The 23,399-nt window shown below is 66.4% G+C and carries 25 protein-coding genes; 21 read left to right on the top strand and 4 right to left on the bottom strand.

Annotation, left to right across the window (positions count from 1 at the left end; genetic code table 11):
* The 3 genes from nth to DEBA_RS09675 are packed head-to-tail and all read left to right on the top strand — an operon-like array spanning position 1 to position 2,342.
* Positions 1-699, top strand: a complete 699-nt coding sequence (gene nth / locus DEBA_RS09685) for an endonuclease III (RefSeq protein WP_013258746.1) — start codon at positions 1-3, stop codon at positions 697-699.
* Positions 696-974, top strand: a complete 279-nt coding sequence (locus tag DEBA_RS09680) for an ACT domain-containing protein (RefSeq protein WP_013258745.1) — start codon at positions 696-698, stop codon at positions 972-974. The genes nth and DEBA_RS09680 overlap by 4 nt, the downstream gene beginning before the upstream one ends.
* Positions 975-983: 9 nt before the next feature.
* Positions 984-2,342, top strand: coding sequence for a PFL family protein (locus DEBA_RS09675; RefSeq protein ID WP_013258744.1), 1,359 nt, complete (start codon positions 984-986; stop codon positions 2,340-2,342).
* 89 nt (positions 2,343-2,431) lie between these two features.
* On the opposite strand, the gene DEBA_RS09670 is transcribed toward DEBA_RS09675, so the two are convergent.
* Positions 2,432-3,007 (bottom strand): hypothetical protein, encoded by a 576-nt coding sequence (locus DEBA_RS09670; RefSeq protein WP_013258743.1) that lies wholly within the window; start codon positions 3,005-3,007, stop codon positions 2,432-2,434.
* Between the two features lie 170 nt (positions 3,008-3,177).
* Between DEBA_RS09670 and DEBA_RS09665 the strand changes: the two genes are divergently transcribed.
* Positions 3,178-4,119, top strand: a complete 942-nt coding sequence (locus DEBA_RS09665) for a carbohydrate kinase family protein (protein ID WP_013258742.1) — start codon at positions 3,178-3,180, stop codon at positions 4,117-4,119.
* Positions 4,116-4,451: a hypothetical protein gene (locus DEBA_RS09660; RefSeq protein ID WP_013258741.1), complete on the top strand. Its 336-nt coding sequence runs from the start codon at positions 4,116-4,118 to the stop codon at positions 4,449-4,451. Before DEBA_RS09665 ends, DEBA_RS09660 begins: the two co-directional genes overlap by 4 nt.
* 9 nt (positions 4,452-4,460) lie before the next feature.
* Here DEBA_RS09660 and DEBA_RS09655 read toward each other — a convergent pair whose 3' ends face one another.
* Complete coding sequence (locus DEBA_RS09655) at positions 4,461-5,306, bottom strand: HDOD domain-containing protein (protein WP_013258740.1); 846 nt, start codon at positions 5,304-5,306, stop codon at positions 4,461-4,463.
* Between the two features lie 215 nt (positions 5,307-5,521).
* Between DEBA_RS09655 and DEBA_RS09650 the strand changes: the two genes are divergently transcribed.
* The 11 genes from DEBA_RS09650 to DEBA_RS09600 all read left to right on the top strand — a co-directional run bounded on the left by DEBA_RS09650 (position 5,522) and on the right by DEBA_RS09600 (position 15,987).
* A complete protein-coding gene (locus DEBA_RS09650) occupies positions 5,522-6,823 on the top strand; it encodes a class I SAM-dependent RNA methyltransferase (RefSeq protein ID WP_013258739.1) in 1,302 nt (433 codons plus the stop codon).
* Between the two features lie 66 nt (positions 6,824-6,889).
* Positions 6,890-7,471: an SPOR domain-containing protein gene (locus DEBA_RS09645; RefSeq protein ID WP_013258738.1), complete on the top strand. Its 582-nt coding sequence runs from the start codon at positions 6,890-6,892 to the stop codon at positions 7,469-7,471.
* A 31-nt stretch (positions 7,472-7,502) separates the two neighbouring features.
* Positions 7,503-8,849 carry an exodeoxyribonuclease VII large subunit gene (gene xseA / locus DEBA_RS09640; RefSeq protein WP_013258737.1) on the top strand — a complete coding sequence of 449 codons (1,347 nt, stop codon included), beginning with the start codon at positions 7,503-7,505 and terminating at the stop codon, positions 8,847-8,849.
* Positions 8,846-9,718, top strand: coding sequence for a M23 family metallopeptidase (locus DEBA_RS18905; RefSeq protein ID WP_050762307.1), 873 nt, complete (start codon positions 8,846-8,848; stop codon positions 9,716-9,718). The genes xseA and DEBA_RS18905 overlap by 4 nt, the downstream gene beginning before the upstream one ends.
* Positions 9,718-9,966 carry an exodeoxyribonuclease VII small subunit gene (locus DEBA_RS09630; RefSeq protein ID WP_013258735.1) on the top strand — a complete coding sequence of 83 codons (249 nt, stop codon included), beginning with the start codon at positions 9,718-9,720 and terminating at the stop codon, positions 9,964-9,966. Before DEBA_RS18905 ends, DEBA_RS09630 begins: the two co-directional genes overlap by 1 nt.
* The gene (locus DEBA_RS09625) at positions 9,963-10,856 is read left to right on the top strand and encodes a polyprenyl synthetase family protein (protein ID WP_013258734.1); all 894 of its coding nucleotides are present in this window, start codon (positions 9,963-9,965) and stop codon (positions 10,854-10,856) included. Before DEBA_RS09630 ends, DEBA_RS09625 begins: the two co-directional genes overlap by 4 nt.
* Before the next feature lie 49 nt (positions 10,857-10,905).
* Positions 10,906-12,813: a 1-deoxy-D-xylulose-5-phosphate synthase gene (dxs, locus tag DEBA_RS09620; protein WP_013258733.1), complete on the top strand. Its 1,908-nt coding sequence runs from the start codon at positions 10,906-10,908 to the stop codon at positions 12,811-12,813.
* A gap of 3 nt (positions 12,814-12,816) precedes the next feature.
* Positions 12,817-13,575 carry a TlyA family RNA methyltransferase gene (locus DEBA_RS09615; RefSeq protein ID WP_013258732.1) on the top strand — a complete coding sequence of 253 codons (759 nt, stop codon included), beginning with the start codon at positions 12,817-12,819 and terminating at the stop codon, positions 13,573-13,575.
* A 71-nt stretch (positions 13,576-13,646) separates the two neighbouring features.
* Complete coding sequence (locus DEBA_RS09610; protein WP_013258731.1) at positions 13,647-15,080, top strand: aminopeptidase; 1,434 nt, start codon at positions 13,647-13,649, stop codon at positions 15,078-15,080.
* 5 nt (positions 15,081-15,085) lie between these two features.
* Positions 15,086-15,298, top strand: a complete 213-nt coding sequence (locus tag DEBA_RS09605) for a hypothetical protein (protein ID WP_013258730.1) — start codon at positions 15,086-15,088, stop codon at positions 15,296-15,298.
* 8 nt (positions 15,299-15,306) lie between these two features.
* Positions 15,307-15,987 carry a LysE family transporter gene (locus tag DEBA_RS09600; RefSeq protein WP_013258729.1) on the top strand — a complete coding sequence of 227 codons (681 nt, stop codon included), beginning with the start codon at positions 15,307-15,309 and terminating at the stop codon, positions 15,985-15,987.
* 65 nt (positions 15,988-16,052) lie between these two features.
* Here DEBA_RS09600 and rpsU read toward each other — a convergent pair whose 3' ends face one another.
* Complete coding sequence (gene rpsU / locus DEBA_RS09595; protein WP_013258728.1) at positions 16,053-16,268, bottom strand: 30S ribosomal protein S21; 216 nt, start codon at positions 16,266-16,268, stop codon at positions 16,053-16,055.
* A gap of 126 nt (positions 16,269-16,394) precedes the next feature.
* Here rpsU and DEBA_RS09590 point away from each other — a divergent pair, with 126 nt between their 5' ends.
* Positions 16,395-17,327: a patatin-like phospholipase family protein gene (locus tag DEBA_RS09590; protein ID WP_013258727.1), complete on the top strand. Its 933-nt coding sequence runs from the start codon at positions 16,395-16,397 to the stop codon at positions 17,325-17,327.
* A complete protein-coding gene (locus DEBA_RS09585; protein ID WP_013258726.1) occupies positions 17,324-18,682 on the top strand; it encodes a replication-associated recombination protein A in 1,359 nt (452 codons plus the stop codon). Before DEBA_RS09590 ends, DEBA_RS09585 begins: the two co-directional genes overlap by 4 nt.
* Here DEBA_RS09585 and DEBA_RS09580 read toward each other — a convergent pair.
* On the bottom strand, positions 18,675-18,917 hold the full coding sequence (locus DEBA_RS09580) for a hypothetical protein (protein ID WP_013258725.1): 243 nt from the start codon (positions 18,915-18,917) through the stop codon (positions 18,675-18,677). The genes DEBA_RS09585 and DEBA_RS09580 overlap by 8 nt on opposite strands.
* Before the next feature lie 209 nt (positions 18,918-19,126).
* Here DEBA_RS09580 and DEBA_RS09575 point away from each other — a divergent pair, with 209 nt between their 5' ends.
* Genes DEBA_RS09575 through DEBA_RS09565 form a run of 3 tightly spaced genes read left to right on the top strand, consistent with a single transcriptional unit; the run spans position 19,127 to position 23,388 of the window.
* Complete coding sequence (locus DEBA_RS09575) at positions 19,127-20,533, top strand: glucose-6-phosphate isomerase (protein WP_013258724.1); 1,407 nt, start codon at positions 19,127-19,129, stop codon at positions 20,531-20,533.
* A gap of 19 nt (positions 20,534-20,552) precedes the next feature.
* Positions 20,553-22,022, top strand: a complete 1,470-nt coding sequence (locus DEBA_RS09570) for a two-component system sensor histidine kinase NtrB (protein ID WP_013258723.1) — start codon at positions 20,553-20,555, stop codon at positions 22,020-22,022.
* A gap of 16 nt (positions 22,023-22,038) precedes the next feature.
* Positions 22,039-23,388, top strand: coding sequence for a sigma-54-dependent transcriptional regulator (locus DEBA_RS09565; RefSeq protein ID WP_013258722.1), 1,350 nt, complete (start codon positions 22,039-22,041; stop codon positions 23,386-23,388).
* The last annotated feature ends 11 nt before the right edge of the window (positions 23,389-23,399 follow it).

The raw sequence follows: 23,399 nt of genomic DNA, 5'->3' as shown, positions 1-23,399 counted from the left end.
GTGGCGGCGCGGGGCGCGGACAAGGCCTGGTCAAGGCCCCAACCCCAGCGGGTGGCGGCCATCCTGGCCGAGTTGGACAAGCTCTACCCGGCGGCCCAATGCGCCCTGCGCTTCGCCGACGCCTGGCAGTTGCTGGTGGCCACGATCCTTTCGGCCCAATGCACCGACGAGCGGGTCAACATGGTCACGCCCGAGTTCTTCGCGCGCTGGCCCGGCCCGGCCCAGGCGGCGGCGGCCGATCAGGCCCAGGTCGAGGAGGTTATCCGCTCCACCGGCTTTTTTCGCAACAAGGCCAAGGCGATCATCGGCGCGGCCAGGGCGGTGCTCGAGCGCCACGGCGGGCAGGTTCCCGCCGCGATGGATGACCTGACGGGCCTGCCCGGCGTGGGCCGCAAGACGGCCAACGTAGTCTTGGGCAACGCCTTTGGCGTGCCGGGCATAACCGTCGACACCCACGTCAAGCGCCTGGCCGGTTTGTTGGGCCTCAGCGATCAGGCCGACCCCGACAAGATCGAACAACAACTGATGGAGATCATCCCCGAGGAGCGTTGGACATTGTTCAGCCACCAGATGATCCTGCACGGCCGCCAGGTCTGCCCGGCCCGCAAGCCCCGTTGCGGCCAGTGCGCCCTGGCGCCCCACTGTCCCCACGGCCAGAGCGTCCTTGCCGGGCCCGAGGGCCAAAGACGAAAGCCATGAAAAACGAACGGGTATTTTTGGTGGTGATGGGCGGCGACCAAAAGGGCATCATCGCCCGGGTCAGCGGCCTGTTGTTCGAGCAGGACTGCAACATCGTCGACGTCCAGCAAAAGGTCATGGACGGCACCTTCGTCATGACCATGCTCGTCGACATCGGCGACTCCAAGCTGGGGCCTTCGGGCCTGCGCGGCGCGTTGGAGCAGCTTGGCGAGCGCCTGGGCCTGACGATCATGCTACACAGCGAGGCCGTGATCAAGGCCATGCACAGGGTTTGAGAGGCGCGGATGGCTATCGGCTTGCAAGAGGCCCTCGAAACGGCCGGCATGATCCTCTTCGACAACTTCGACATCCGCGCGGTGACCCTGGGCGTCAACCTCAAGGATTTGATCGACCGCGACATTGAGCGCATGTCGGCGGCCGTGGCCGGTCGCCTGGCCGACATGGGCCGGCGGCTGGTGGACGAGGCCAGCCGCATCAGTGACTCCTTTGGCGTGCCCATCGTCAACAAGCGGCTGTCGATCACCCCGGCGGCCTGGTTGCTGGAGGCCTGCCCCCACGACGAGGCGCCGGTGGTTTTGGCCCAGGCCATCGATCGCGGGGCCTGCCGGGCCGGGGTCGATTTCGTGGGCGGCTTTGGCGCGCTGGTGGAAAAGGGCGCCACCAAGGCCGATCGCCGGCTGATGGAGGCCCTGCCCCAGGCCCTGGGCTCCACCCAGCGTTTGTGCGGATTTTTGAACCTGGCCAGCACCAGCGCCGGCATGAACATGGACGCCATCGCCCGCCTGGGCCACATCCTCAAGGCCATGGCCGCCGCCGCGCCCCTGGGCCTGGCCTGCGCCAAGTTCGTGGCCTTTGCCAACGCGCCCTCCGACAACCCCTTCATGGCCGGGGCCTTCCACGGCGCGCAAGAGGGCGACACGGCCCTCAACGTGGGCATCAGCGGCCCCGGCGTGGTGCGGGCCGTGGTCGAAAAGCACCCCGATTGCGATCTGACCATGCTCAGCGAGGTGATCAGGCGCACGGTGTTCAAGATCACCCGGGCTGGCGAGTTGGTCGGCCGCGAGCTGGCCAAGCGCCTGGGCGTGAACTTCGGCGTGGTCGACATCAGCCTGGCCCCGACCACGGCCGTGGGTGATTCCGTGGGTCAGATCCTGGAATCGATGGGCCTGGAAAAGGTCGGCGCGCCGGGCACCACCGCCGCCCTGGCCCTGCTGATCGACGCGGTCAAGCGGGGCGGGGCCATGGCCTCGGGCAACGTGGGCGGGTTGTCGGGCACGTTTATCCCGGTCAGCGAGGATCTGGCCATGATCGACGCGGTGGAATGCGGGGCGCTGGGCCTGGAAAAGCTCGAAGCCATGACCGCCGTCTGCTCGGTGGGCCTGGACATGTTCGCCGTGCCCGGCGACGTGGAGCCGGCCACCCTTTCGGCCATCATCGCCGACGAACTGAGCATCGGCGTGGCCAACAACAAGACCACCGGCGTGCGCATGATCCCCGCGCCGGGAACCAAACCAGGCGATTCGGTGGATTTCGGCGGCCTGCTGGGCCGCGCGCCGGTGATGGCCGTCAACCGTTTTTCCGGGGCCAAATTCATCGGCCGCGGCGGCCGCATGCCCGCGCCGATCACGGCGCTACGCAACTAAAGCGGAGCGGCGGCCATTTAGCGCGGGACGGCCACGAGCTTGGCGCTGGCGGGGCCGGGCCAACGTCGACGAGGCTGGATTGGCCGCCTTCAGCGCAGGATGACCACGAGCTTGGCGGTGGCGCTGCCCTTGCCGATGAGGTCGCGCACCTTGATGGAGACGTGGTATTTGTCGGGCGGTAGGCCGAACAAAGGCAGGCTGACGTTCATGAACACTTCGCGCAGTTGGTAGCGGCTGCGCTCCTCGGCGCGTTGATAGTCGTCCTGCAGCACGACGATCTTGCCCTGGCTGTCGAGGATCAGCAGGTCCACGGCCATCTCCAGCTCGAAAAAACCGTCCTCGGCCTGGCGATATTTGAAGCCAAGGGGCTCGACATAGGCCAAGGTGGGGTCGTTGTCGCTGAAGACGTTGCTCTTGCGGTGGTCGAAATCGCCGTAGACCTGGCACGGCTTGCTGATGAGCAGGGCCTTGTTGATCAGAAAAGGCATCTGTTCCCAGATATAGGCCACGGCGGCGTCGGCCTCGCCCAGGGCCCGCATGTATTCATGCGGCGCGGCGCCCTGGTCGGAGATGGCGGCCGGTTCCTGGTTCAAGTCGCGGGCCGGGCAGCCACCAGCCCACAACGCGGCGGCGAGCGCCAAAAAAAATGCGAGGGCGTTTTTCATCGAAACTCCACGGCGCTAAAATGCTGCCGTAGACTATCACGCCGGCCCGGCCGCCACAAGCGGCCCGAAGGCCGCCTTGACAGCCGAGGCTCGGCCACATTAGATTCAGGCGACGAGCGTTTACCGGGACCGCCACGGCCCGGCCCACATTATTTCGAGGTGCGCGAAAAATGCAGATATTCATTTCCGGTTCGTTGGCTTACGACCGCATCATGAACTTCGGCGGCCGTTTTTCCGATCACATCTTGCCCGACAAGATCCACGTGCTAAACGTCAGCTTCAACGTCAACGGGCTCAAGGAGCATCTGGGCGGCACCGCCGGCAACATCGCCTACGGCCTGGCCCAATTGGGCCAGCGGCCCAGCGTTTTGGGCTGCCTGGGCCGCGACGGCCAACGCTATCTGGATTGGCTGGACGCCCACGGCATCGAAACCGGTTTCATCCGCACCGTCGACGAGGAATACACCGCCGGCGCCTTCATCACCACCGACATGGCCGACAACCAGATCACCGGCTTCAATCCCGGGGCCATGAACCACTCCTGCCGTTTCGACGCCCAGCGCCTGGACCCGGCCGAGGCCGTGGTGATCATCTCGCCGGGCAACCTGGAAGACATGACCACCCTGCCCGAGCAGTGCCGCCGCCGCGGCGCGCGCTTCATCTTCGACCCCGGCCAGGCCCTCAACATCCTGGATGGCGAACCCCTGGCCAAGGCCATCGAGGGGGCGATGATGTTCATCTCCAACGACTACGAACTGGAGATGACCCTGCGCAAGACAGGCTTGAGCCTTGACGAGTTGCGCGCCAAGGTCGGCTGCATCGTCTCCACCAAGGCCGAGCACGGTTCGGTGGTGCTGAACGGCTCCGTCCGGGCCAGCATCCCTGCCGCGCCCACCGACCAGGTCAACGACCCCACTGGCGCCGGCGACGCCTACCGCGCCGGCTTGCTGGCGGCCATGGCCAAGGGCCGCGACCTGGTCGAGGCCTGCCGCTGGGGCGCGGCGTTGGCCTCGTTTGCCGTGTCGTGCTTTGGCACCCAGGAGTATACGGTCGATTTGGCGGAATTTCAGCGGCGGCTGAAGGCCATCGGCGGCGGGGAGGCGGACCTGTGATCACCCGCAACGGCGACGTGGTGCTGATCCATCACAAGAACGAGCCCATGGTCTACGCCAGGGTCGAGGACATCGTCGCCGACGTCAAACCGGGCTGGTGGCAGATAACGCTTTTGTTCCTGACCGTGCCCCGCAGCACGGTGACGTGGATCCTGCGCGAGGGATACATCGACGGCGATGAGTTCACCATGAACGGCGAGGCCATGCGCCTGGAGCGCTTACCCCGCTCCGAGGCGCGCAAGGCCCCCGAGCCCGAGCCTTCGCCGCCCGGCGCGGAGGGCGGCGGCGAAAAAGTGGTCAGCCTGGCCGCCCGACGCCGTGACGGCAGATAGCGCTTGAGCTTAGCTGATCAGCTCTTTCCAGAGGTCTTCGATGGCCGGCCGCCGCCAGGCCAGGTCGCGCTTGATGGAGCGCAGGAGGCTATCGCCCAGGCCCAGCCAGTCGAGCACCCGCGCTTCCACCGTTGGCTTGTCGGGGTTGCCCGAATCGCCGATGCCCATGTCGCGCACCAGGTAGTCGGCCGCGTGCACGGCCGCCACCAGCGGCTCCAATTGGGCGTCGGGCGGCGGCTCGTGGTGCATGGCCATGACCTGGCCCAGCGAGGCGGGGATGCCCCAATGCTGGGCCAACTCGCCGCCGATGGCCGCGTGGTCGCACTCGTTGGCCATTTCGGCTTGGCGGAAGCTCAGTTTTTCGCGCTGCATCAGGCGCAGGACATCCTCGACGTCGCCGGGGTGGAAGGCGGCGAGCACGGCCTTGCCCAGGTCGTGCAACAGCCCGGCGGTGAAGGCCGAACCGGCCTCGATGAAGGCCATCTCGCGGCTGATGGCCTGAGCCGCCTCGGCCACGGCCAGGGTGTGCAGCCAGAGCTGCTCGGCCCCCTCGCGGTTGCGGAAGATCGACGGGTGCAAAAAGCCGATCAGGCCGGCCCCCAGGCAGATGTTGCTGATCTCCTCGAAGCCCAGCAGCACCGTGGCCCGCTCGATGCTGACCACCTCGTGGCGCAGGCCCCAATAGGCCGAGTTGGCGATGGAGAGCACCTTGGAAGTGAGGGCCTGATCGCGAACGATCACGGCCTCCAGGTCGGCCACCGATGTCTTTTCGTCATCGAGCAGGGCCATGATCTTGGCCAAGACCGTCGGAAGAGACGGAACGTATCTAAGGCCCTTGATATACTTGTTCGTCACCCGGTCGAACTCCGTATGAGCATGTCTGGCGCGTGTCGCATTTGAAGGCTGCCGGATAAAACAGTTGAAGCTTAACATGTTTTGCCTGAAAGACAAAAAACTTAAGATTAAGAGGCCGATAGTTGCGTTGTGAATAATTAATCACCGAAAAACTGTGTTCATACTTAGTGATTTTCGATCGTCCGGCGTGCCGACGTCGGGCGTGGAAACGGCGCATGATGGATCAACAAAGCGACACTCAAGAGCTATTGCTGAAGATCGAACAGCTTTCCGCCGGTGGTCGGGGGTTGGCCCGCCTTGACGACGGCAAGGTGGTTTTCGTGGCCGGGGCCCTGGCCGGCGAGACCGTGGCGGCCAGGATCGTCAACGACAAGAAAGATTTCGCCGAAGCCGTCTGTCGGCGGGTTTTCGAGCCATCGCCCCGGCGCGTCCAGGCGCGCTGTCCGGCCTATGGCGCTTGCGGCGGTTGCGACCTGATGCACCTGGATTACGCGGGCCAGCTCGAGGCCAAGGCCCAATGGCTCGACCGGGCCTTGGGCCGCCTGCCGGGCATGCCGCCGGCCGTGGCGTGGCCATCACCCCGGCAGTGGGGCTGGCGCAACCGCGTGCGTTTTCAGGTGCGCGGCAACCGCATCGGCTTTTTTCAGCGCGGCGGGCACTATCTCGAGCCCCTGCGCGACTGCCCGGTGGCCCATCCGGCCATCAGCCGTTTTTTGGCCGCCTTGGCCCCGGAGGTCACCAGCGGCCAGCATCGCAGCCTGGCCTGGGTCGAGGTCTTGGCCAACGACGATGACGGGCCCTTCGCGACCATGGGCGTCGGCGCCGGGGCCAAACTGAATAACGCCATGAAACGCGGCCTGCGCCTGGCCGCCACCCAGGCCGGGGCCAAGATGACCCGCCTCTGCCGGGGCGAAAACCTGGAGCAATGGGATCCCGGCCCGGACAATGGCCTGCTTTATCATTCTGACGGCCAACTGCAACTGCGGGCCTATCCCGGCCTGTTCTGCCAGGTCAACCTGGGCCTCAACCAGCGGCTGATGGGCCTGGTGCTGGAAGCCGCCGGCCAACTGCCGCCGGGCGAAGCGTTGGATTTGTTCGCCGGCGGCGGCAATTTCGCCTTGCCGTTGGCCCAGGCCGGCTGGCAAGTCTGCGCGGTGGAGGCCCAACCCCAGGCCGCCCAGGTCATGCTCTGGCAAGCTCGGCGGGCCGAGCTGGACGAGCGCCTGGAGATATTGTGGACCCAGGCCGCCGACGCGGTCGGCCGCCTGACGTCCAGCGGCCGGCGTTTCGACCTGGTGGTGCTGGATCCGCCCAGGGCCGGGGCCAAGGGCCTGATGGATCAGGTGGCCGCCCTGGCCCCCAAGCGGGTGGCCTATGTCTCGTGCCATCCGGCGGCCCTGGCCCGCGACGCCAAGGAATTGCTGGGCTATGGCTACGCGCCCGTGGCCCTGCACGCCCTGGACATGTTCCCCCAGACCAGCCACGTGGAGGCCCTTTTGATCTTGGACCGGCCGTAGGCTGGCGTTGGCTACCCGATGTCTGATAGTATTATTGAACAGTTGAACTTTTGTCGGGAGGCCGTCATGAACTCTTTCCGACCGCTTTGCCTGGCCGCCTTGGCGCTGGGGGCCCTGTGGCCGACCGGGGCCTGGGGCCTGAGCGTGGACCAAGTGCTCAAGCTGCGCCAGGCCGGTGTCGGCGACGCCACCATCGGCGTGATGCTCGACAACGAACTGGCCGCCGCCCGTCAGGGCGCTTCGGGCCGCTACGAGGTCGGCGGGGCGGCGGGCAAGGGGCTGATCATCTACCGCGCCGCCTCGCCCCAGGGCCAGGTGGATTATCCCGTGGAGGTGGTCGAGGCCGGCGCATCCATGGAGCAAGTCGGCGTGGCCCTCAACGCGCCGCGCAGGGCGGCCAAGCCGGCGGCCGGCGGCGGGCTGACCTTGCAACTGCGCAGCTATCGCCAGGAAGACGAGGCCCGGGAATACATGGCCGTTTTGGCCAAAAAGGGCGTGCAAGCGCAAACGGCCAGGGTCGATCTGGGTGAGCGCGGTGTGTGGCACCGGGTCTTTGTCACTGGCCTGGCCGACAAGGCCGCCGCCCAGGCCTTGGGCGCGTCGCTGCAAAAGCAGGGCCTGGCCGAGAGTTATTGGATCGGCCAGTGATCCGTCGGCCTTTGGGCCGCGAAGGGAGGCCATGGAAGGGCTGAGTCTGTTCACGCCGCGCCAGGTGCTGGGCGTTAGCGAACTGTTGAACCGCCTGAAAAAACAGGCCGAGGCCAGCTTTGATTTCGTCTGGGTGGAGGGCGAGGTCAGCGGCTTGCGCCGCCCGGCCAGCGGACATTGCTATTTCAGCCTGAAGGATGACGGCGGCGTGTTGCGGGCGGTGATGTTCCGCCATCAGGCCGGGTTGCTGCGTTTTCGGCTGGAGGACGGCCAGCGTGTGCTCTGTCAGGGGCGGCTGAGCGTCTACGTGGCCAGAGGCGAGGTGCAGTTGGTGGTCGACACGGCCGAGCCGCTGGGCGCGGGCGCGCTGGCGTTGGCCTTCGAGCAGCTCAAACGCCGCCTGGCGGCCCAGGGCGTTTTCGACGCCGAGCGCAAAAAGCCCCTGCCCGAGCTGCCCCGGCGTGTGGCCGTGGTCACTTCGCCGACGGGGGCGGCGTTGCGCGATTTCCTCAAGGTCGTCGAGCGGCGCGGCCAGCGCCTGGAGGTGGCGGTCTACCCCGTGCAGGTGCAGGGCGAGGCGGCCGCCGGCCAGATGGTCGTGGCCCTGGCCGAGTTGGCCGCCTGGGGCTGGCCCGAGGTTATTGTTTTGACCAGGGGCGGCGGCTCGCCCGAGGATCTATGGGCCTATAACGACGAGGCCCTGGCCCTGGCCATCGCCGCCTGCCCGTTGCCGGTGGTTTCGGCGGTGGGCCACGAGATCGACGTGACCATCGCCGACCTGGCGGCCGATCTGCGCGCGCCCACGCCCACGGCGGCCGCCGAGCTGCTGCTGGCCGGCCGCGAGGAACTGACGCTGCGCCTGAAGGCCGCGCGCCAGGCCCTGGCAATGGCCATGGCGCGTTCGTTGGCGCGGCGACGGGTCGATTTGCGCCATCTGCGGCGGGCCATGGCCGACCCTCGGCGGCGTCTGGCCGATCACCGCCAGCGCCTCGACGACGTTAGCGCCCGCCTGCTGATGGCCCAGCGAACGGCTTTGGCCGGGCGACAAGCGCGCTTGCACCGGTTGGTCGGCCGACTGGCCCAGGCCCGGCCCGAGCGCCGCTTGACCCAGGCCCAGGGCCGCTTGGAGGGCTTGCGCGGCCGCTTGTGGGCGGCCATGATCGCCCGTTTGCGCGGGCGGCGGGCGGCGGCGGAACTTTTGCGCGGCCGCTTGCGGGCGCTGGGTCCGCTGGCCGTGTTGGGCCGGGGCTATGCGTTGGTCTTTGACGAAAAGGGTCGGCTGTTGCGCGAGGCGGCCCATACCGCGCCCGGCCGGGCCATCGAGGTTAAACTGCAACACGGGGCCTTGCGCGCCGTGGTCGAGGAGGTTGTGTGGTGAATCGCCTGGCCCTGTCGTTGATGCTGGCTTTTTTTGTATTGTGCCCCGGCCCGGCCGCCGCGCAGATGATCCACATCTGGCCCACGCCACTGGGCAAGGGCCAGCCGGCCATGGTCACGGCCTGCCTGCGCGGCTCGCCGGCCCGGGCCGAGGTCGAATTTTTGGGCCGGAAAACGCCGTTGCAACGGGGCGCGCGGGGCTGCTACTACGCGGTGGTGGCCGCGCCGTTGGACGCGCCGTTGGGCCGTCAGACGCTGCGCGTCTTTGCCGACGGTCGCCAGGCGGCCGCCGCCCTGATCACGGTCAAGGCCATGGATTACGGCGTGCGGCGCATCACCGTGCACAAAAAATTCGACGACCTTTCGCCGGCCGAGCTGGAAAAATACAAAAAAGACCAGGCCAAGATCGCCGCCGCCTATTCCCGTCGCACGCCTGAAAGATATTGGTCGGGCCCCTTCATCCGGCCCGTGCCGGGGGTGGTGGTCAGCAAATTCGGCCGGCGCAGCGTGGTCAACGGCGTGGAAAAACTGCCCCACAGCGGCGTGGATCTGCGCGCGGCCACCGGCGAGCCGGTCAAGGCCACGGCCGCCGGCGTGGTGGCGGTGGCCCTGGATCACTACTTCGGCGGTCAGACCATCATCATCGACCACGGCCAGGGCGTGGTCAGCCGCTACTTGCATTTGTCGGCGATGTTGGTAAAAGAAGGCCAGCGCGTGGCAAAGGGCCAGATCATCGCCGAAGTCGGGGCCACGGGCAGAGTCACCGGACCGCACCTGGACTTTGGCGTGGGCGTGGGCGGCGCGCGCATCGATCCGCTGGCCTGGCTGGAGCTTAGCCGGCGCTACGCCGCCGCCTTGGAGGCGAACTGATGGCTGGAGCCAAAAAACAACAGGGCTTCGAGGCCTCGTTGGGCCGCCTGGAAGAGATCGTCCAGAGCCTGGAAAATGACGACCTGACCCTGGAGCAATCGCTCAAGCTCTTTGAGGAAGGCGTGGCCCTGGCCGAGGCCTGCGGCAAACGCCTCGACGAGGCCGAGCAAAAGGTGGTTTTGCTGGCCCGCGGCGACGGCGTTCCGCGGCAGACGCCGTTGGAGCCCGGCGAGGCGGCGGAGGAATGAGCGTGGACTTGAAACAATACCTGGCCCAGCGTCGCCAGATGGTCGACGCGGCCCTGGAGGCCTGGTTGCCGGCCGACGAATCGGGCGGGGTGATCCTCAAGGCCATGCGCTACAGCCTTTTTGCCGGCGGCAAGCGCCTGCGCCCGATTTTGTGCCTGGCCGGGGCCGAGGCCGTGGGCGGCGACCCCCGACGGGCGATGTTCTGCGCCTGCGCCCTGGAGATGATCCACACCTATTCGTTGATCCACGACGATCTGCCGGCCATGGACGACGACGACTATCGCCGGGGCGTGCCGACCAACCACAAGGTCTTTGGCCAGGGCATGGCCGTGTTGGCCGGCGACGGCCTGTTGACCCAGGCCATGGTCCTGCTGACCGACGCCGCCGCCGTCGGCGACCTGCCGGCCGAGCGCGCGCGCCAGGCGGCCAACGTGGTCATGCGGGCGGCGGGACATCTGGGCATGGTCGGCGGTCAGGCCGCCGATCTGCTGGCCGAAACCATGGAGCCCGATCTGGCCATGGTCGACTACATCCACGCCCGCAAGACCGGGGCCTTGATCTGCGCTTCGCTGGAGGCCGGCGGCATCCTGGCCGGGGCCGATCGGGACAGGCTGAGCCGCCTGGTGCGCTACGGCCGACGCATCGGCCTGGCTTTCCAGATCGCCGACGATCTGCTGGACCTGGAAGGAGACGCCGAGACCCTGGGCAAGGCCACCGGCGCCGACGCGGCCAAGGGCAAGATGACCTATCCCGCCGTGCTGGGCCCGGCCCAGGCCCGTCAAACCGGCCAGCGCCTGGTGGAGGAGGCGGTCGCGATCATCGCCGAACTGGGCCCTCCCGCCCGACCCCTGGAGCTTTTGGCCCACTACATCATGTCCAGGACGCACTAGCCCGTGGCGCGCGCGGCCGGCTTGACGACGGCCCGCAAAAGGTGTGACGTTGCAACCCAGCGAACAAACCACATACGAGATTCTGGCCAAGATAGATTCGCCGGCCGATGTCAAGAAACTGAGCCTGGACCAGCTCAAGCAACTGGCCGACGAGGTGCGGCGCTTCATCATTGCCCACGTCGTCGAGACCGGCGGCCACCTGGCCCCCAGCCTGGGCGTGGTCGAGCTGACCCTGGCCCTGCACGCGGTCTTTGATTGCCCCAACGACAAAATCGTCTGGGACGTGGGCCACCAGACCTACGCCCACAAGATTATCACCGGTCGGCGCGACCAATTCTGCACCCTACGCCAACTCGACGGGCTTTCGGGCTTTCCCAAGCGCCGCGAAAGCGCCTACGACGCCTTTGACACTGGGCATTCGTCGACGAGCATCTCGGCGGCGCTGGGCATGGCCGTGGGCAAACGCCTGCGCGGCGCTTCGGGCAAGGTGTTGGCGGTCATCGGCGATGGCTCACTGACCGGCGGCATGGCCTACGAGGGCCTCAATCAGGCCGGCTTTCTGAACGAAGACCTGATCGTCGTGCTCAACGACAACGGAATGTCCATCGCCCCCAACGTGGGCGCGCTGTCCAAGTTCGTCAGCCGTTCGCTCTCGGGCGGGGCCTATCAGCGCTTCCGCAAGGAGCTGGAGCGATTTCTTAAAAACATGCCTGGAGTTGGCGAAAATCTTGTGGAATTGGCGCGCAGGGCCGAGGAGTCGTTCCGCGCCTTTTTCTCGCCCAGCATGCTTTTCGAGGCCTTTCGCTTCAACTACGTCGGCCCGGTGGATGGCCACGATCTGGGCCGGTTGATCAATGTTTTCGGCAATGTCGCGCCGATCAAGGGCCCCCACCTGATCCACGTCATCACCCAAAAAGGCAAGGGCTATCGGCCGGCCGAGGAAAACCCGGCCCATTTCCACGGCGTGGGCAAAATAGCCCAGCCGCCGGCCACGGCCGATTGCGGCCTCATCCCGCCGCCCAAGCCCAAAATCCAGACCTACACCGAGGTCTTTGGCCGGACCATGGTCCAATTGGCCAAGGAGCGCCGCGACATCGTGGCCATCACCGCGGCCATGCCCGAAGGCACCGGCTTGCAGTCCTTTGCCGAATCATACCGCGACCGCTTCATCGACGTGGGCATCGCCGAGCAACACGCCGTGACCTTCGCCGCCGGCCTGGCCTGCGAGGGCTTCCGGCCGGTGGTGGCCATCTACAGCACGTTCATGCAGCGGGCTTTTGACCAGGTCGTCCACGACGTCTGCCTGCCCAAGCTGCCGGTGGTGCTGGCCATGGACCGGGCCGGCGTGGTGGGCGAGGACGGCGAGACGCACCAGGGGCTCTTGGACTTGAGCTTTCTGCGCTGCGCGCCCAATCTTTCGATCATGGCCCCGGCCGACGAAAACGAACTGCGGCACATGCTCTTTTCGGCGCTCGATCACGACGGCCCCACGGCGTTGCGCTATCCGCGCGGCGCGGGGCTTGGCGCGCACACCGACGAGCCCCTGCGCCCGTTGCCCTGGGGCAAGGGCCAGTTGCTCAGCGACGGTGGCGACGTGTTGCTGGTGGGCATCGGCGTGGGCGTGGAGCTTTGCCGGCTGGCCGGGGTGATGCTGTCGGCCGAGGGCGTGTCGGCGGCGGTGGTCAACGCCCGCTTTGTCAAACCGCTGGACGACGAACTGATCTGCCAGCTAGCCCAGCGTTGCGGCCGGGTGGTCACCGTCGAGGAAAACATGCTGGCCGGTGGTTTCGGCGCGGCCGTGCTGGAGGCCTTGGCCGCCCACGGCCTGCGGCCCAAGACGCGCCTGATCGGCGTCAACGACCGCTATGTCGAGCACGGCGCCCAGGGCAAACTGCGCCAGCGTCTGGGCCTGACCCCCGAGGCCGTGGCCGCCGCGGCCAGGGCGCTGTTGGCCTGACCCGTGGCCAGCCGCACCCGCCTTGATCAACGCCTGGTGGAGCTTGGCCTGGCCCCCAGCCGGGCCAAGGCCCAGGCCCTGATCATGGCCGGCCTGGCCCGAATCGACGGCCAGACCGCGCGCAAGCCCGGCCAAAGCGTCGAGCCCGAGGCCGCCGTCAGCGTCGACGGCCCGGAGCACCCCTATGTCTCGCGGGGGGGGCTCAAGCTGGCTGGCGCGCTGGATCATTTCGGCCTCGATCCGGCCGGATTGAGCTGCCTGGACGTGGGCGCCAGCACCGGCGGCTTCACCGACTGTCTGCTGCAACGGGGCGCTGCCGAGGTCACGGCCGTGGACGTGGGCTATGGTCAGTTGGCCTGGAAGCTGCGCGTGGACCCTCGGGTGAAGGCAATCGAGCGACAGAATGTGCGCCACATGGCCATTGAAGTGGCCCCCGGCCCCTACGGGCTGATCGTCATGGACGTGTCATTCATCGGCCTGCGCCTGGTGCTGCCCAACATCACGCCCCGCCTGGCCTTGGGCGGCCGGCTGCTGGCCATGGTCAAGCCCCAGTTCGAGGCCGGCCGCGAGCACGTGGGCTCGGGCGGCGTGGTTCGCGACGCGGCCGCGCGCCAGCAGGCGGTGGACGGCGTGGCCGACTGCTTGCGCGAGCTGGGCCTGGAAGTGCTGGGTCAATGCCCCAGCCCCATCCTGGGCCCCAAGGGCAACGTGGAGATATTTCTGTTGGCCCAAAAATGCGCGCCATCCGACGCCCGGCCTTGAAGGGTGGGCCGCCGTGGAGTATTAGCTTAATCATGCGCTGACGATGTTTCGCGCCCAGGCGGGGAGGGCCCATGGCCAAGCTGAGCAAGAAAAAACTTGACGAGTTGAATGAGAAACTGCTCTATCAGCCCAAAAATATTTGGGAAACATCTTCCGACGCCCAGCGCAAGGAAATCATGGCCCTGGCCGAACGCTACAAGCGTTTTTTGAGCGTGGCCAAGACCGAACGCCTGGCCGTGACCGAAATCAAGCGCCAGGCCCTGGAGGCCGACTTCGCGCCCCTGGGCGCCAAGGCCAAGGGTAAACGCTGGTTTCTGGAATTTCGCGGCAAGATGGCGGCGCTGGTGGTTTTGGGCAAGGAGCCGGCGACGGCGGGCCTGCGCATCATCGGCGCGCACCTGGACGCCCCGCGCCTGGACCTGAAGATGAACCCGCTTTACGAAGACCAGGGCCTGGCCTTCCTGAAGACGCATTACTACGGCGGCGTCAAGAAATACCAGTGGCTGGCCCGGCCCATGGCCCTGCTGGGCGTGGTCTGCGCCAAGGATGGTCGGGTCGTGCCCCTGGCCCTGGGCGAGGATCCCGACGGCCCGGTGTTCACCGTGCTCGACGTTTTGCCCCACCTCAGCCGGCGCAGCCAGGGCGAAAAAAAGGTCAACGAGGCCTTCGAGGCCGAGCGCATGAACCTGCTGATCGCCGGGTTGCCGCTGGATAGCGACGAAAAAGGCGAAAAGGTCAAAATGGCCGTGCTTCAAAGGCTTTACGACGAATATGGCCTCACCGAGCACGACCTGATCAGCGCCGAGCTGGAGATCGTGCCGGCCGGGCCGGCCAGGGACGTGGGCCTGGACCGCGCGTTCGTCGGCGGTTACGGCCAGGACGACCGCGCCGCGGCCTTCGCGGCCATGGCGGCGATCCTGGACCTGCAAAATCCGCTTCACACCGCCGTGGCCTTGTTTGTCGACAAAGAGGAGGTGGGCTCGGAAGGGGCCACCGGCGCGCGCAGCCGCGTCTTCGAATTGATGGTATCCTCGATCCTCGAAGCCGCCGGCCAGCCGGCCGACTATCTGGCCGTGCGCCGCGTTTTAGCCGCCAGCCAGGCCATCAGCGCCGACGCCGCCGCGGCCCTGGACCCGGACTACCCCGAGTTGCACGAAAAGCGCAACGCCGCCCTCCTGGGCCACGGCGTGGCTCTGAGCAAATACACCGGCTCCGGCGGCAAATACTCCACCAGCGACGCCGACGCCGAATACGTGGCCTGGATCAGAAGCGTCTGGGACGGCGCGGGCGCGCCTTGGCAGGTGGCGGCCATGGGCAAGATCGACGAGGGAGGCGGCGGCACCATCGCCAAGTTTTTGGCCGAACACGGCATGGAGGTCATCGACGCCGGGCCGCCGCTGTTGTCGATGCATTCGCCCTTCGAGATCGGCCACAAGGCCGACATCCACGCCGCGCGCCAGGCCTTTTTGGCCTTCTACCAGGCCGCGGCCAGGCGTTTGGACTGAAGGCAATGCCCAAAACCTTTGACATAACCATCGGCAAGCCGTGCCCCGCCTGCGGCGCGGCGCTGGATGAAAACGGCGATTGCCCGGCATGCCGCCAACGGGGCGGCCCCCCGGCCGGGCAGTGGACGGTCTGCCAGCCGCCCAGCGCGGCCACCGATTGTGATTGTCCGGTGGTCGGCTACGTCAAGATCCACGCGCCTTGGTGCAAGTACTCGTAGGGGCGGGCATGGACGGCGTATCTCTGGCAACCGGCATGGGCCTGTGGGGCCTGGGGCTCAGCTCGTTCGCCATCGGTTTTTCCGGGGCGGTGATGCCTGGGCCGGTGCTGGCCATGACCATCACCCACAGCGTGCGTCAGGGCTTTTGGGCCGGGCCGCTGATCGTTTTGGGCCACGGGATCATCGAAGTGACGCTGGTGGCGGCGCTGTTGGCCGGGCTGGGGCCTTTGCTGGGCCTGGACGCCGTGGCCGGAACCATCGGCGTGGTGGGCGGGCTGATCTTGCTGCACATGGCCGTGGGCATGCTGCGCGGCCTGCCGCGCGCCAGCCTGGCGGCGGTGACCAGCGGGCAGGGCGCGGTCAAGCGGGGGCCGGTGGCCGACGGCCTGCTCCTCAGCGCGGCCAATCCTTATTTCATTTTGTGGTGGGCCACGGTGGGGCTGTCGCTGCTGGTGGTGGCCCGCGATCCGCGCTGGGGCGCTTTGGGCGTGGTGGTGTTTTATCTGGGCCACATCAGCGCCGATCTGGTGTGGTACGGTTTGGTCTCGCTGGCGGTGGCCAAGGGCCGGCGCTGGCTCAGCGATGGAATATATCGCGTGATCATCGGCTGTTGCGCGGTGACGCTTTTGGGCTTCAGCGTCTATTTCGGCGTGGGCGCGGCGCGGATGTTGCTGGGGCTATGGGGCTGAAACGCGACTGGGCGGCCCCCCAAGGGGAGACCGCCCAGATGCGGCTTTTGCAATGTCAGGCCGGACTAGAAATGCCGACGCGCCTCGGCGCGAGCCCGGGCCCTGGCGATTTGCCGGCGCATGCGCCGACGCGCCTGACGCTGCTTGCGCCGACGCATGTCGGAGGGCTTTTCATGCCAGCGCTTTTCCTTGAGCTGACGGAAGACGCCTTCCTTGGTCAGCTTGCGCTTAAGGGCCTTGATGGCCTTCTCGACATTGTTGTCCATGACTTGGACCTGCACGCGATCACCACCCTCTATGCTGAATTTTTGGTATAAACCAAATATGTCGTCCGCCAACGCGGACGCGGGGCTAAATATAGCCAGGGCCGTTATGTTTGTAAAGCTTAAACATAAAAGCACGGACAAATGAAGCGCGACAACGCAACCTACGGCGTGGATTTGGTTTTGGGCGGCGGCGGGGCCAGGGGCTTCGCCCACGTGGGCGTGTTGGAGGTTTTGTGGGATGGCGGCGTGCCCGTTCGCTCGATCATCGGGGCCAGCGCCGGGGCCCTGGCCGGGGGGGCTTTCGCCGCCGGGCTCACGCCGGACCGGATGCGCGCCAAGGTCATCGAATACGCCGGATCGCACTTGGCCCGCGACGCCAAATTGCGCAGCCTCGTAACCAGCTCCGAAAACGGCTCGGCCAGCAGCCTGGTCGACAAAGTGGGCCGGCTTTTCGTGCAGAGCTGGCTTTTGCGCTCGTTTTTGATGGGCCCTTCGGTGATGGGCGGCCAGTTTTTCCAGGAATCGGTCGACTTTTTTCTGCCGGATGCGCGCATCGAGGATCTGCCGCTGCCCTTTGCCTGCGTGGCCACCGACGTGCACAGCGGCGAGCCGGTGGTTTTCGATCGTGGGCCCTTGCGCAAGGCCGTGTTGGCCAGTTCGGCCGTGCCGGGCATCGCGCCGCTGGTCAACGTGGGCGGCCGCTGGCTGATGGACGGCGGCGTGGCCTGCCTGATCCCCACGGCCTGCGCCCGGCGGCGGGGCCACGAAAAGATCGTGGCCGTCAACGTCGACCGCGACGTGTTTTCCGATGGCATCCCCGATCAGGCCCTGGAAACATATCTGCGGGCCGGCGAGATTCAATCGTATCACCTGGCCCGGCGCATGCTGCGCGACGCCGATTTGGTCATCGAGCCCGATGTGGGTGAGGTGCACTGGGCCGACTTCATGGCCGGCGAACTGCTCATGGAACGGGGCAGGGCGGCGACCAGGCCGGCCCTGGAGCAAGTGCGCGCGCTCTTGCGCCCGGAGAGCCCCTGGCGGCGGGTCAAAAAGGCGCTGGGGTTTGCTTCATGAGCCTTTTCGAGCGCGAATCCGGCAATGTTTCGTCCGGCGTGGCCCCCTTGGCCGAGCGCATGCGCCCAAGGGCCATCGACGAGATCGTCGGCCAGAACCACCTGCTGGGCCCGGGCAAGGCCCTGCGGCGTCTGCTGGAGGAAGGCCGGCCCATCTCGCTGATCCTCTGGGGACCGCCCGGCACGGGCAAAACGACCCTGGCCCGGCTGCTGGCCCAGCTGTGGGACACCGATTTCACCGAGTTTTCGGCGGTGCTCAGCGGCGTGGCCGACGTGCGCCGGGCGGTGGAAGAGGCTAGGGCCAAACTCAAGGGTGGCCGGCGCACCACGCTTTTTGTCGATGAAATCCATCGCTTCAACAAAAGCCAGCAAGACGCCTTTTTGCCCCACGTGGAATCGGGCGTGATCACCCTGGTGGGCGCCACCACCGAAAACCCCAGCTTCGAGGTGGCCCCGGCCTTGTTGTCGCGGCTGCGCGTGCTGGTGCTGCATCCGCTGGAAGAAGACCATCTGGCGCTGATCCTGGAGCGCGCCCTGGCCGACGCCGAGCGCGGCCTGGGCGGCCGCGACGTGGAGCTGACCCCGGAGGCCAAACAGCATATGATCCAGGCGGCTTATGGCGACGCCCGCCGTCTGCTGGGCACGCTGGAGGTGGCCGTGGAGGCCGCGCCGCTAGGCCTGGGCGGGCTCAAGCGCATCGACCAGGCCCTGGCCGAGGACGCCGTGGGCCGGCGCATGCTGCGCTACGACAAGGCCGGCGAGGAACACTACAACCTGATCAGCGCCCTTCACAAATCCCTGCGCGGCTCCGACGTGGACGCGGCGCTCTATTGGCTGACCCGCATGCTCGAAGCCGGCGAGGATCCCCACTTCATTCTGCGGCGGCTGACCCGTTTCGCCTGCGAAGACGTGGGCTTGGCCGATTCATACGCTCTTAATCAGCTGGTGGCCGCCTGGTCGGCATTTGACAAGATCGGCCTGCCCGAGGCCGACCTGATGCTGGCCCAGGCCGTGGTTTACCTGGCCCTGGCCCCCAAATCCAACGCCGTCTACGCGGCCATGAAGGCCGTGCGCGACGACGTGCGGCGTTTCGGCCCGCTGGAGGTTCCGCTACAGATCCGCAACGCCCCGACCAAGTTGATGAAAAACCTCGATTACGGCAAGGGCTATGAATATCCGCACGACTTTGCCGAGGCCATGGTCGGCCAGGAATACATGCCGCCCGAGCTTGTCGGCAAGAGATACTATCACCCCACCCAGCGGGGCCGCGAAAAGTTCATCGGCGAGAGGATGGCCCAGATCGTCCAGGCCAGGGCGCGCTTGCGCAAGAAGGAAAAAGGCGACGAGACTACTTGACCAGGCGCAGACGAGGGCGCTCCTCGGACGGCGGCGCGGCCTGGCTACATCGCAGGGCCGCGTTGTTTTTGAAACGCATGGCGTTGATCAAAAAGAAAGCGACCACCGAGCGCTCCCATTCGGGGCTGTGGTCGCAGTGTTGCATGCGCTTTTGGATGTCGGGCAATAGTTGGCTAAGCTCGTGATCGTCAAGGGTTAGAACCTGGTCGGCCAGACGGTCAAGCTTATCCTTCATGCCACTATCTCCTTGATAGCCTATGCGCCGCCGTTGACGTGGTTACGTTGGTTTTTTAACCCAGCTTGGAGCTTTTGTCAATCGGGTGTCACTTGTTTGCAACGCAACGCTAAAGTATACTCTATTCAAATAGATGCGCGGGCCAAGCCCGTCCATGTGATATAAAACACACCCTTGGCCGATCAGGGTCGGATACTGGAGGCGATGTCATGGCCAACCAACCCGTGCGACTCGACTATGGATTCTGCGCCGCCGAGCGGCTCGGCGCGGCCGCCGGCCTGGACGACGCCGCCCTGGCCCGCTTGCAAGCGGAGTTCGAGCGGGCCATGACCGTGGTTTCCGCGCAAAAAGCCGCCGGCAAGCTGGGCTTCATGGATCTGCCCTTCATGGGCCAGGACGGCCTGGCCCCGATCCTGGCCGAGGCCAAGCGCCTAGGCGAATTTTGCGAGAATTTCGTTGTATTGGGCATCGGCGGCAGCGCCCTGGGGGCCACGGCTGTGGATATGGCCCTGGGCGGTTGCCTGCGCCACGCCTTTGCCCGGCCGGCCGGGGCCATGCGCCTTTTCGTGGCCGACAACTCCGACCCGCGCATGTTCGCGGCCCTGCTCGACAACCTCGACCCGCGCGCGACCGCCTTCAACGTCGTCAGCAAAAGCGGCTCCACCGCCGAGACCATGAGCCAATATCTGGCCGCCCGCCAGATGCTGGAGCAAAAGCTGGGCCGCGAGGAGGCCCTGCGCCGGTTGGTTTTCACCACCGATCCCCAGGCCGGCTATCTGCGCAAGATCATCGCCGCCGGTGACGACATCGCCGTGCTGAGCGTGCCGCCCAACGTGGGCGGCCGTTATTCGGTGCTCAGCGCCGTGGGTCTGTTGCCCCTGGCCTGCGCCGGCCACGACGTGGCGGCCCTGCTGGAGGGCGCGGCCCAGATGGCTGGGCGCTGCCAATCGCCGGTCTTGGGCGAAAACCCGGCGTTGATGCTGGCCGCCCTGGCCGTGGAGAGTTTCCGGCGGGGGCGCAATATTTTCGTGATGATGCCCTACGCCAGCGATCTGCTTGGCCTGGCCCAGTGGTTCGGCCAGCTCTGGGCCGAGAGCCTGGGCAAGGCCAAGGCCCTGGACGGCGCGGAAGTCCACGTCGGCCAGACGCCGGTGGCCGCGGTGGGCGCCACCGATCAGCACAGCCAGTTGCAGCTATACATGGAAGGCCCCCAGGACAAGCTGATCTGCTTCCTGACCATCGACGACTACGGCCGTGATCTGACCATCCCGGCCCTGCACCCCGAGCTGACCGGGCTGTCCTACCTGGGCGGCCAGACCATGAGCCGTCTGATCAAGGCCGAGGCCACGGCCACCGCCGCCGCCCTGGCCCGTCAGGGCCGGCCCAGCCTGAGCCTGCGCCTGCCGCGCATCGACGCCAACGTCATCGGCCAGGTTTTTTATCTGCTGGAACTGGCCACGGTGGCCGCCGGCGCGGCGCTGGGCATAGACCCGCTGGACCAGCCCGGCGTGGAGCTGGGCAAGCAATTGACCTATGGCCTGATGGGCCGCCAGGGCTTCGAAGATCAGGCCGCGCAGGTGCGGGCCATGGACGCCGGCGACAGATTTTTGATCTGAGCGCGGCCGGGGAGCGGGCTTGAAACCAGGGGCCGAAAGCGTCGCGGGCCAGCGGCGGCAGCCGGAAATTTCCGGCGAACAGTCATTCCAGTTGGTGGAGTATTACTCGGTCACCAGCCTGGTGATCATCCTGCTTTTCGCTCTGGTCATCGCCTGGACGGTCAGCCGGCGCAACACCGAGATGGTCATCGCCAAGCAGGGCCAGTTCGCCCAGCTTTTGGCCGAAAACCTCAACCACCAGGTGATGAACCGCTTCGTGGTCACGGCCTTGCGCGAATACGGCGGGGTCAACGTGGGCCAGCCCGAGCAGTTCAAGCTGCTCGACGCCGTGGTGCGCAACACCATCCCCCTGGCCACCGACGACACCCAGACCTTCCGCGTGCTAAAGGTCAACATCCTCGATCTCGATGGCAACATCATCTACAGCACCCAGCCCGAATACATCGGCCGGGTGGGCGACGAGAGCGGGGCCTTCCGCATCGCCTCGTCAGGCGGCTCGTACAACTCGCTTCAGCCGGGCGTGGAGATGTTCACCCTGGGGCCGGGGCCCAAACGAACCATGCGCACGCTCTTGCCCCTGCGCGACCAACGCCGCCGCACGGCCGAGCTTGGCCCGCCCCGGGCCGTGTTCGAGCTGGAGATGGACGTCAGCGAGGATTTCCAGCAGGTCTGGCACGGCCAGCTTTTGGTCATGGCCGCGCTGATGGTGATGATGGTGGTGCTCTTTGTCATCTTGCGCACTATCGTCATGCGCGGCCAGCGAGTGATGGCCCGCCAGACCGAGGAGCGGGCCCAGCTTCTGGAGCAGCTCAATCAATCCGAACGCCTGGCCTCGCTGGGACGCATGATCGCCGGCGTGGCCCACGAGATCCGCAACCCCCTGGGCATCATCCGCTCCACGGCCGAGCTTTTGGGTTCGCGGGCCGATAGCGCTTCCAAACCCCTGGCCGGGGTCATCGTTGAGGAGAGCAACCGCCTCAACCAGATCGTCACTGAGTTCCTCGACTTTGCCCGGCCCCAGCGGCCCAACCTGACGCCGGTGTTTCTCGACGAGGTGCTGGGCCGCAATCTGCTGGTGCTGGAGCCGGAGATCAAGCGCTTGGGCATCGTGGTCCAGCGCGATTTCAAGGCCCAACCGCTGATCGTCGTCGGCGACGCCGATCTGCTCTACCGCGCATTTTTGAATATCTTCAACAACGCCGTCCAGGCCATGGAGCAGGGCGGCGAACTGCGCGTGTCCACCTTCGTGGAGGCCCACGACGGCGTGGACTGGGGCGTGGTGAGCGTCGACGACAGCGGGCCGGGCATCGACCCCGAGGCCCGGGCCAAAATCCTCGAGCCGTTTTTCACCACCAAGGAAAAAGGCACTGGCCTGGGGCTTTCCATCGTCAACAGCATCGTGGCCAGCCACGGCGGCAAGCTTTCCATCGAATCCAGCCCCTTGGGCGGCGCGCGGATCAAGGTGCGGCTGGCCTTGGCGCAACAATGATCATGAGGGGGGTGGCGTGAATCGCATTCTGGTGGTTGACGACGAAAAAAATTATCTGGTCGTTTTGGAGGCCTTGTTGCGCGGCGAGGGCTATGACGTGCGCACCGCCGACAATGGCCAGGCCGCCCTGCGCCTGGCCGATGAAGACGAACCAGACCTGGTCATCACCGACATGAAGATGCCGCGCATGAGCGGCATCGAGCTGATTCAGGCCCTGCGAGTCGACCACCCGGACCTGCCGGTGATCGTCATGACCGCCTATGGCACGGTGGAAAACGCCGTCGAGGCCATGAAGCTGGGCGCGACCGACTATATCATCAAGCCCTTCGAAAACCGCGAACTGCTGCTGACCACCGAAAAAACCCTGCGCATGCGTCGGTTGATGACCCAAAATCGCCTGCTGCGCGAAGAATTGGCCGGCTATGGCGAGATCATCGGCCAATCCAAACCCATGCGCCAGGTCTTCGCCCTGGTCGACAAAGTGGCCGACGCCAAGGCCACGGTGCTGATCACCGGCGAAAGCGGCACAGGCAAGGAGCTCATCGCCCGGGCCCTGCATTCGCGCTCCAGCCGGGCCGAGGAGCCCTTCGTGGCGGTCAACTGCATGGCCATCACCGAGACTTTGCTGGAAAGCGAGCTCTTCGGCCACGAAAGGGGCTCCTTCACCGGCGCCACGGAGCGGCGCAAGGGCCGCTTCGAGCTGGCCCATCGCGGCACGCTGTTTTTGGACGAGATCGGCGAGATATCGCCGACCACCCAGGTCAAGCTGTTGCGCGTGCTGCAAGAGCGCACCTTCGAGCGGGTGGGCGGCAACCAGCCCATCGCCGTGGACGTGCGCATCGTGGCGGCCACCAACCGCGATCTGGGGGCCATGGTCAAAAAAGGCGCTTTCCGCGAGGATTTGTTTTATCGGCTCAACGTCGTGCGCCTGGACATGCCGCCCCTGCGCGAGCGCACGGATGATCTACCGCTGTTGGTGGCCCATTTCGTCAAAAAATACGCCGCCGAGGTTGGCCGCCAGCCGCCCACGGTCTCGGCAGAAGCCATGCAGGCCATCTACCGACACCCCTGGCCCGGCAACGTGCGCGAGCTGGAAAACGCCCTGGAACGGGCGGTGATCCTGGCCGGCGGCGAGATCACCGCCAGCGATCTGCCCCTGGAGATGCAGGGCGGGCGCGGCGAAAAAAGCGTGGGGCCAGAGTTGCCCGAGGGCATGTCCATCAATGACGCCGTCGAGGATCTGGAAAAGCGCATGATCCAGCGGGCCCTGGGCGAGGCCGGCGGCGTGGCCGCCCACGCGGCGGCGGCCTTGGGCCTGACCAAGAGCAATCTGGCCTACAAGATGAAAAAATACGGCCTGGGTTAGGAAAGGGCGAA

This window comes from Desulfarculus baarsii DSM 2075 (genome assembly GCF_000143965.1).
Classification (GTDB): Bacteria; Desulfobacterota; Desulfarculia; order Desulfarculales; family Desulfarculaceae; genus Desulfarculus; species Desulfarculus baarsii.
This window is presented reverse-complemented; position numbering and strand designations above follow the sequence as displayed.

Excerpts from the sequence above, each read along its gene's own strand:
- DEBA_RS09600 (WP_013258729.1), top strand. The coding sequence starts at position 15,307 with ATGGACGGCGTATCTCTGGCAACCGGCATGGGCCTGTGGGGCCTGGGG.
- DEBA_RS09670 (WP_013258743.1), bottom strand. The coding sequence starts at position 3,007 with ATGAAAAACGCCCTCGCATTTTTTTTGGCGCTCGCCGCCGCGTTGTGG.
- DEBA_RS09580 (WP_013258725.1), bottom strand. The coding sequence starts at position 18,917 with ATGAAGGATAAGCTTGACCGTCTGGCCGACCAGGTTCTAACCCTTGAC.
- DEBA_RS09650 (WP_013258739.1), top strand. The coding sequence starts at position 5,522 with ATGATGGATCAACAAAGCGACACTCAAGAGCTATTGCTGAAGATCGAA.
- DEBA_RS09625 (WP_013258734.1), top strand. The coding sequence starts at position 9,963 with ATGAGCGTGGACTTGAAACAATACCTGGCCCAGCGTCGCCAGATGGTC.
- DEBA_RS09630 (WP_013258735.1), top strand. The coding sequence starts at position 9,718 with ATGGCTGGAGCCAAAAAACAACAGGGCTTCGAGGCCTCGTTGGGCCGC.
- DEBA_RS09605 (WP_013258730.1), top strand. The coding sequence starts at position 15,086 with ATGCCCAAAACCTTTGACATAACCATCGGCAAGCCGTGCCCCGCCTGC.
- DEBA_RS09675 (WP_013258744.1), top strand. The coding sequence starts at position 984 with ATGGCTATCGGCTTGCAAGAGGCCCTCGAAACGGCCGGCATGATCCTC.
- DEBA_RS09665 (WP_013258742.1), top strand. The coding sequence starts at position 3,178 with ATGCAGATATTCATTTCCGGTTCGTTGGCTTACGACCGCATCATGAAC.
- DEBA_RS09575 (WP_013258724.1), top strand. The coding sequence starts at position 19,127 with ATGGCCAACCAACCCGTGCGACTCGACTATGGATTCTGCGCCGCCGAG.
- DEBA_RS09645 (WP_013258738.1), top strand. The coding sequence starts at position 6,890 with ATGAACTCTTTCCGACCGCTTTGCCTGGCCGCCTTGGCGCTGGGGGCC.
- DEBA_RS09610 (WP_013258731.1), top strand. The coding sequence starts at position 13,647 with ATGGCCAAGCTGAGCAAGAAAAAACTTGACGAGTTGAATGAGAAACTG.
- xseA (WP_013258737.1), top strand. The coding sequence starts at position 7,503 with ATGGAAGGGCTGAGTCTGTTCACGCCGCGCCAGGTGCTGGGCGTTAGC.
- DEBA_RS09585 (WP_013258726.1), top strand. The coding sequence starts at position 17,324 with ATGAGCCTTTTCGAGCGCGAATCCGGCAATGTTTCGTCCGGCGTGGCC.
- DEBA_RS09590 (WP_013258727.1), top strand. The coding sequence starts at position 16,395 with ATGAAGCGCGACAACGCAACCTACGGCGTGGATTTGGTTTTGGGCGGC.
- DEBA_RS09680 (WP_013258745.1), top strand. The coding sequence starts at position 696 with ATGAAAAACGAACGGGTATTTTTGGTGGTGATGGGCGGCGACCAAAAG.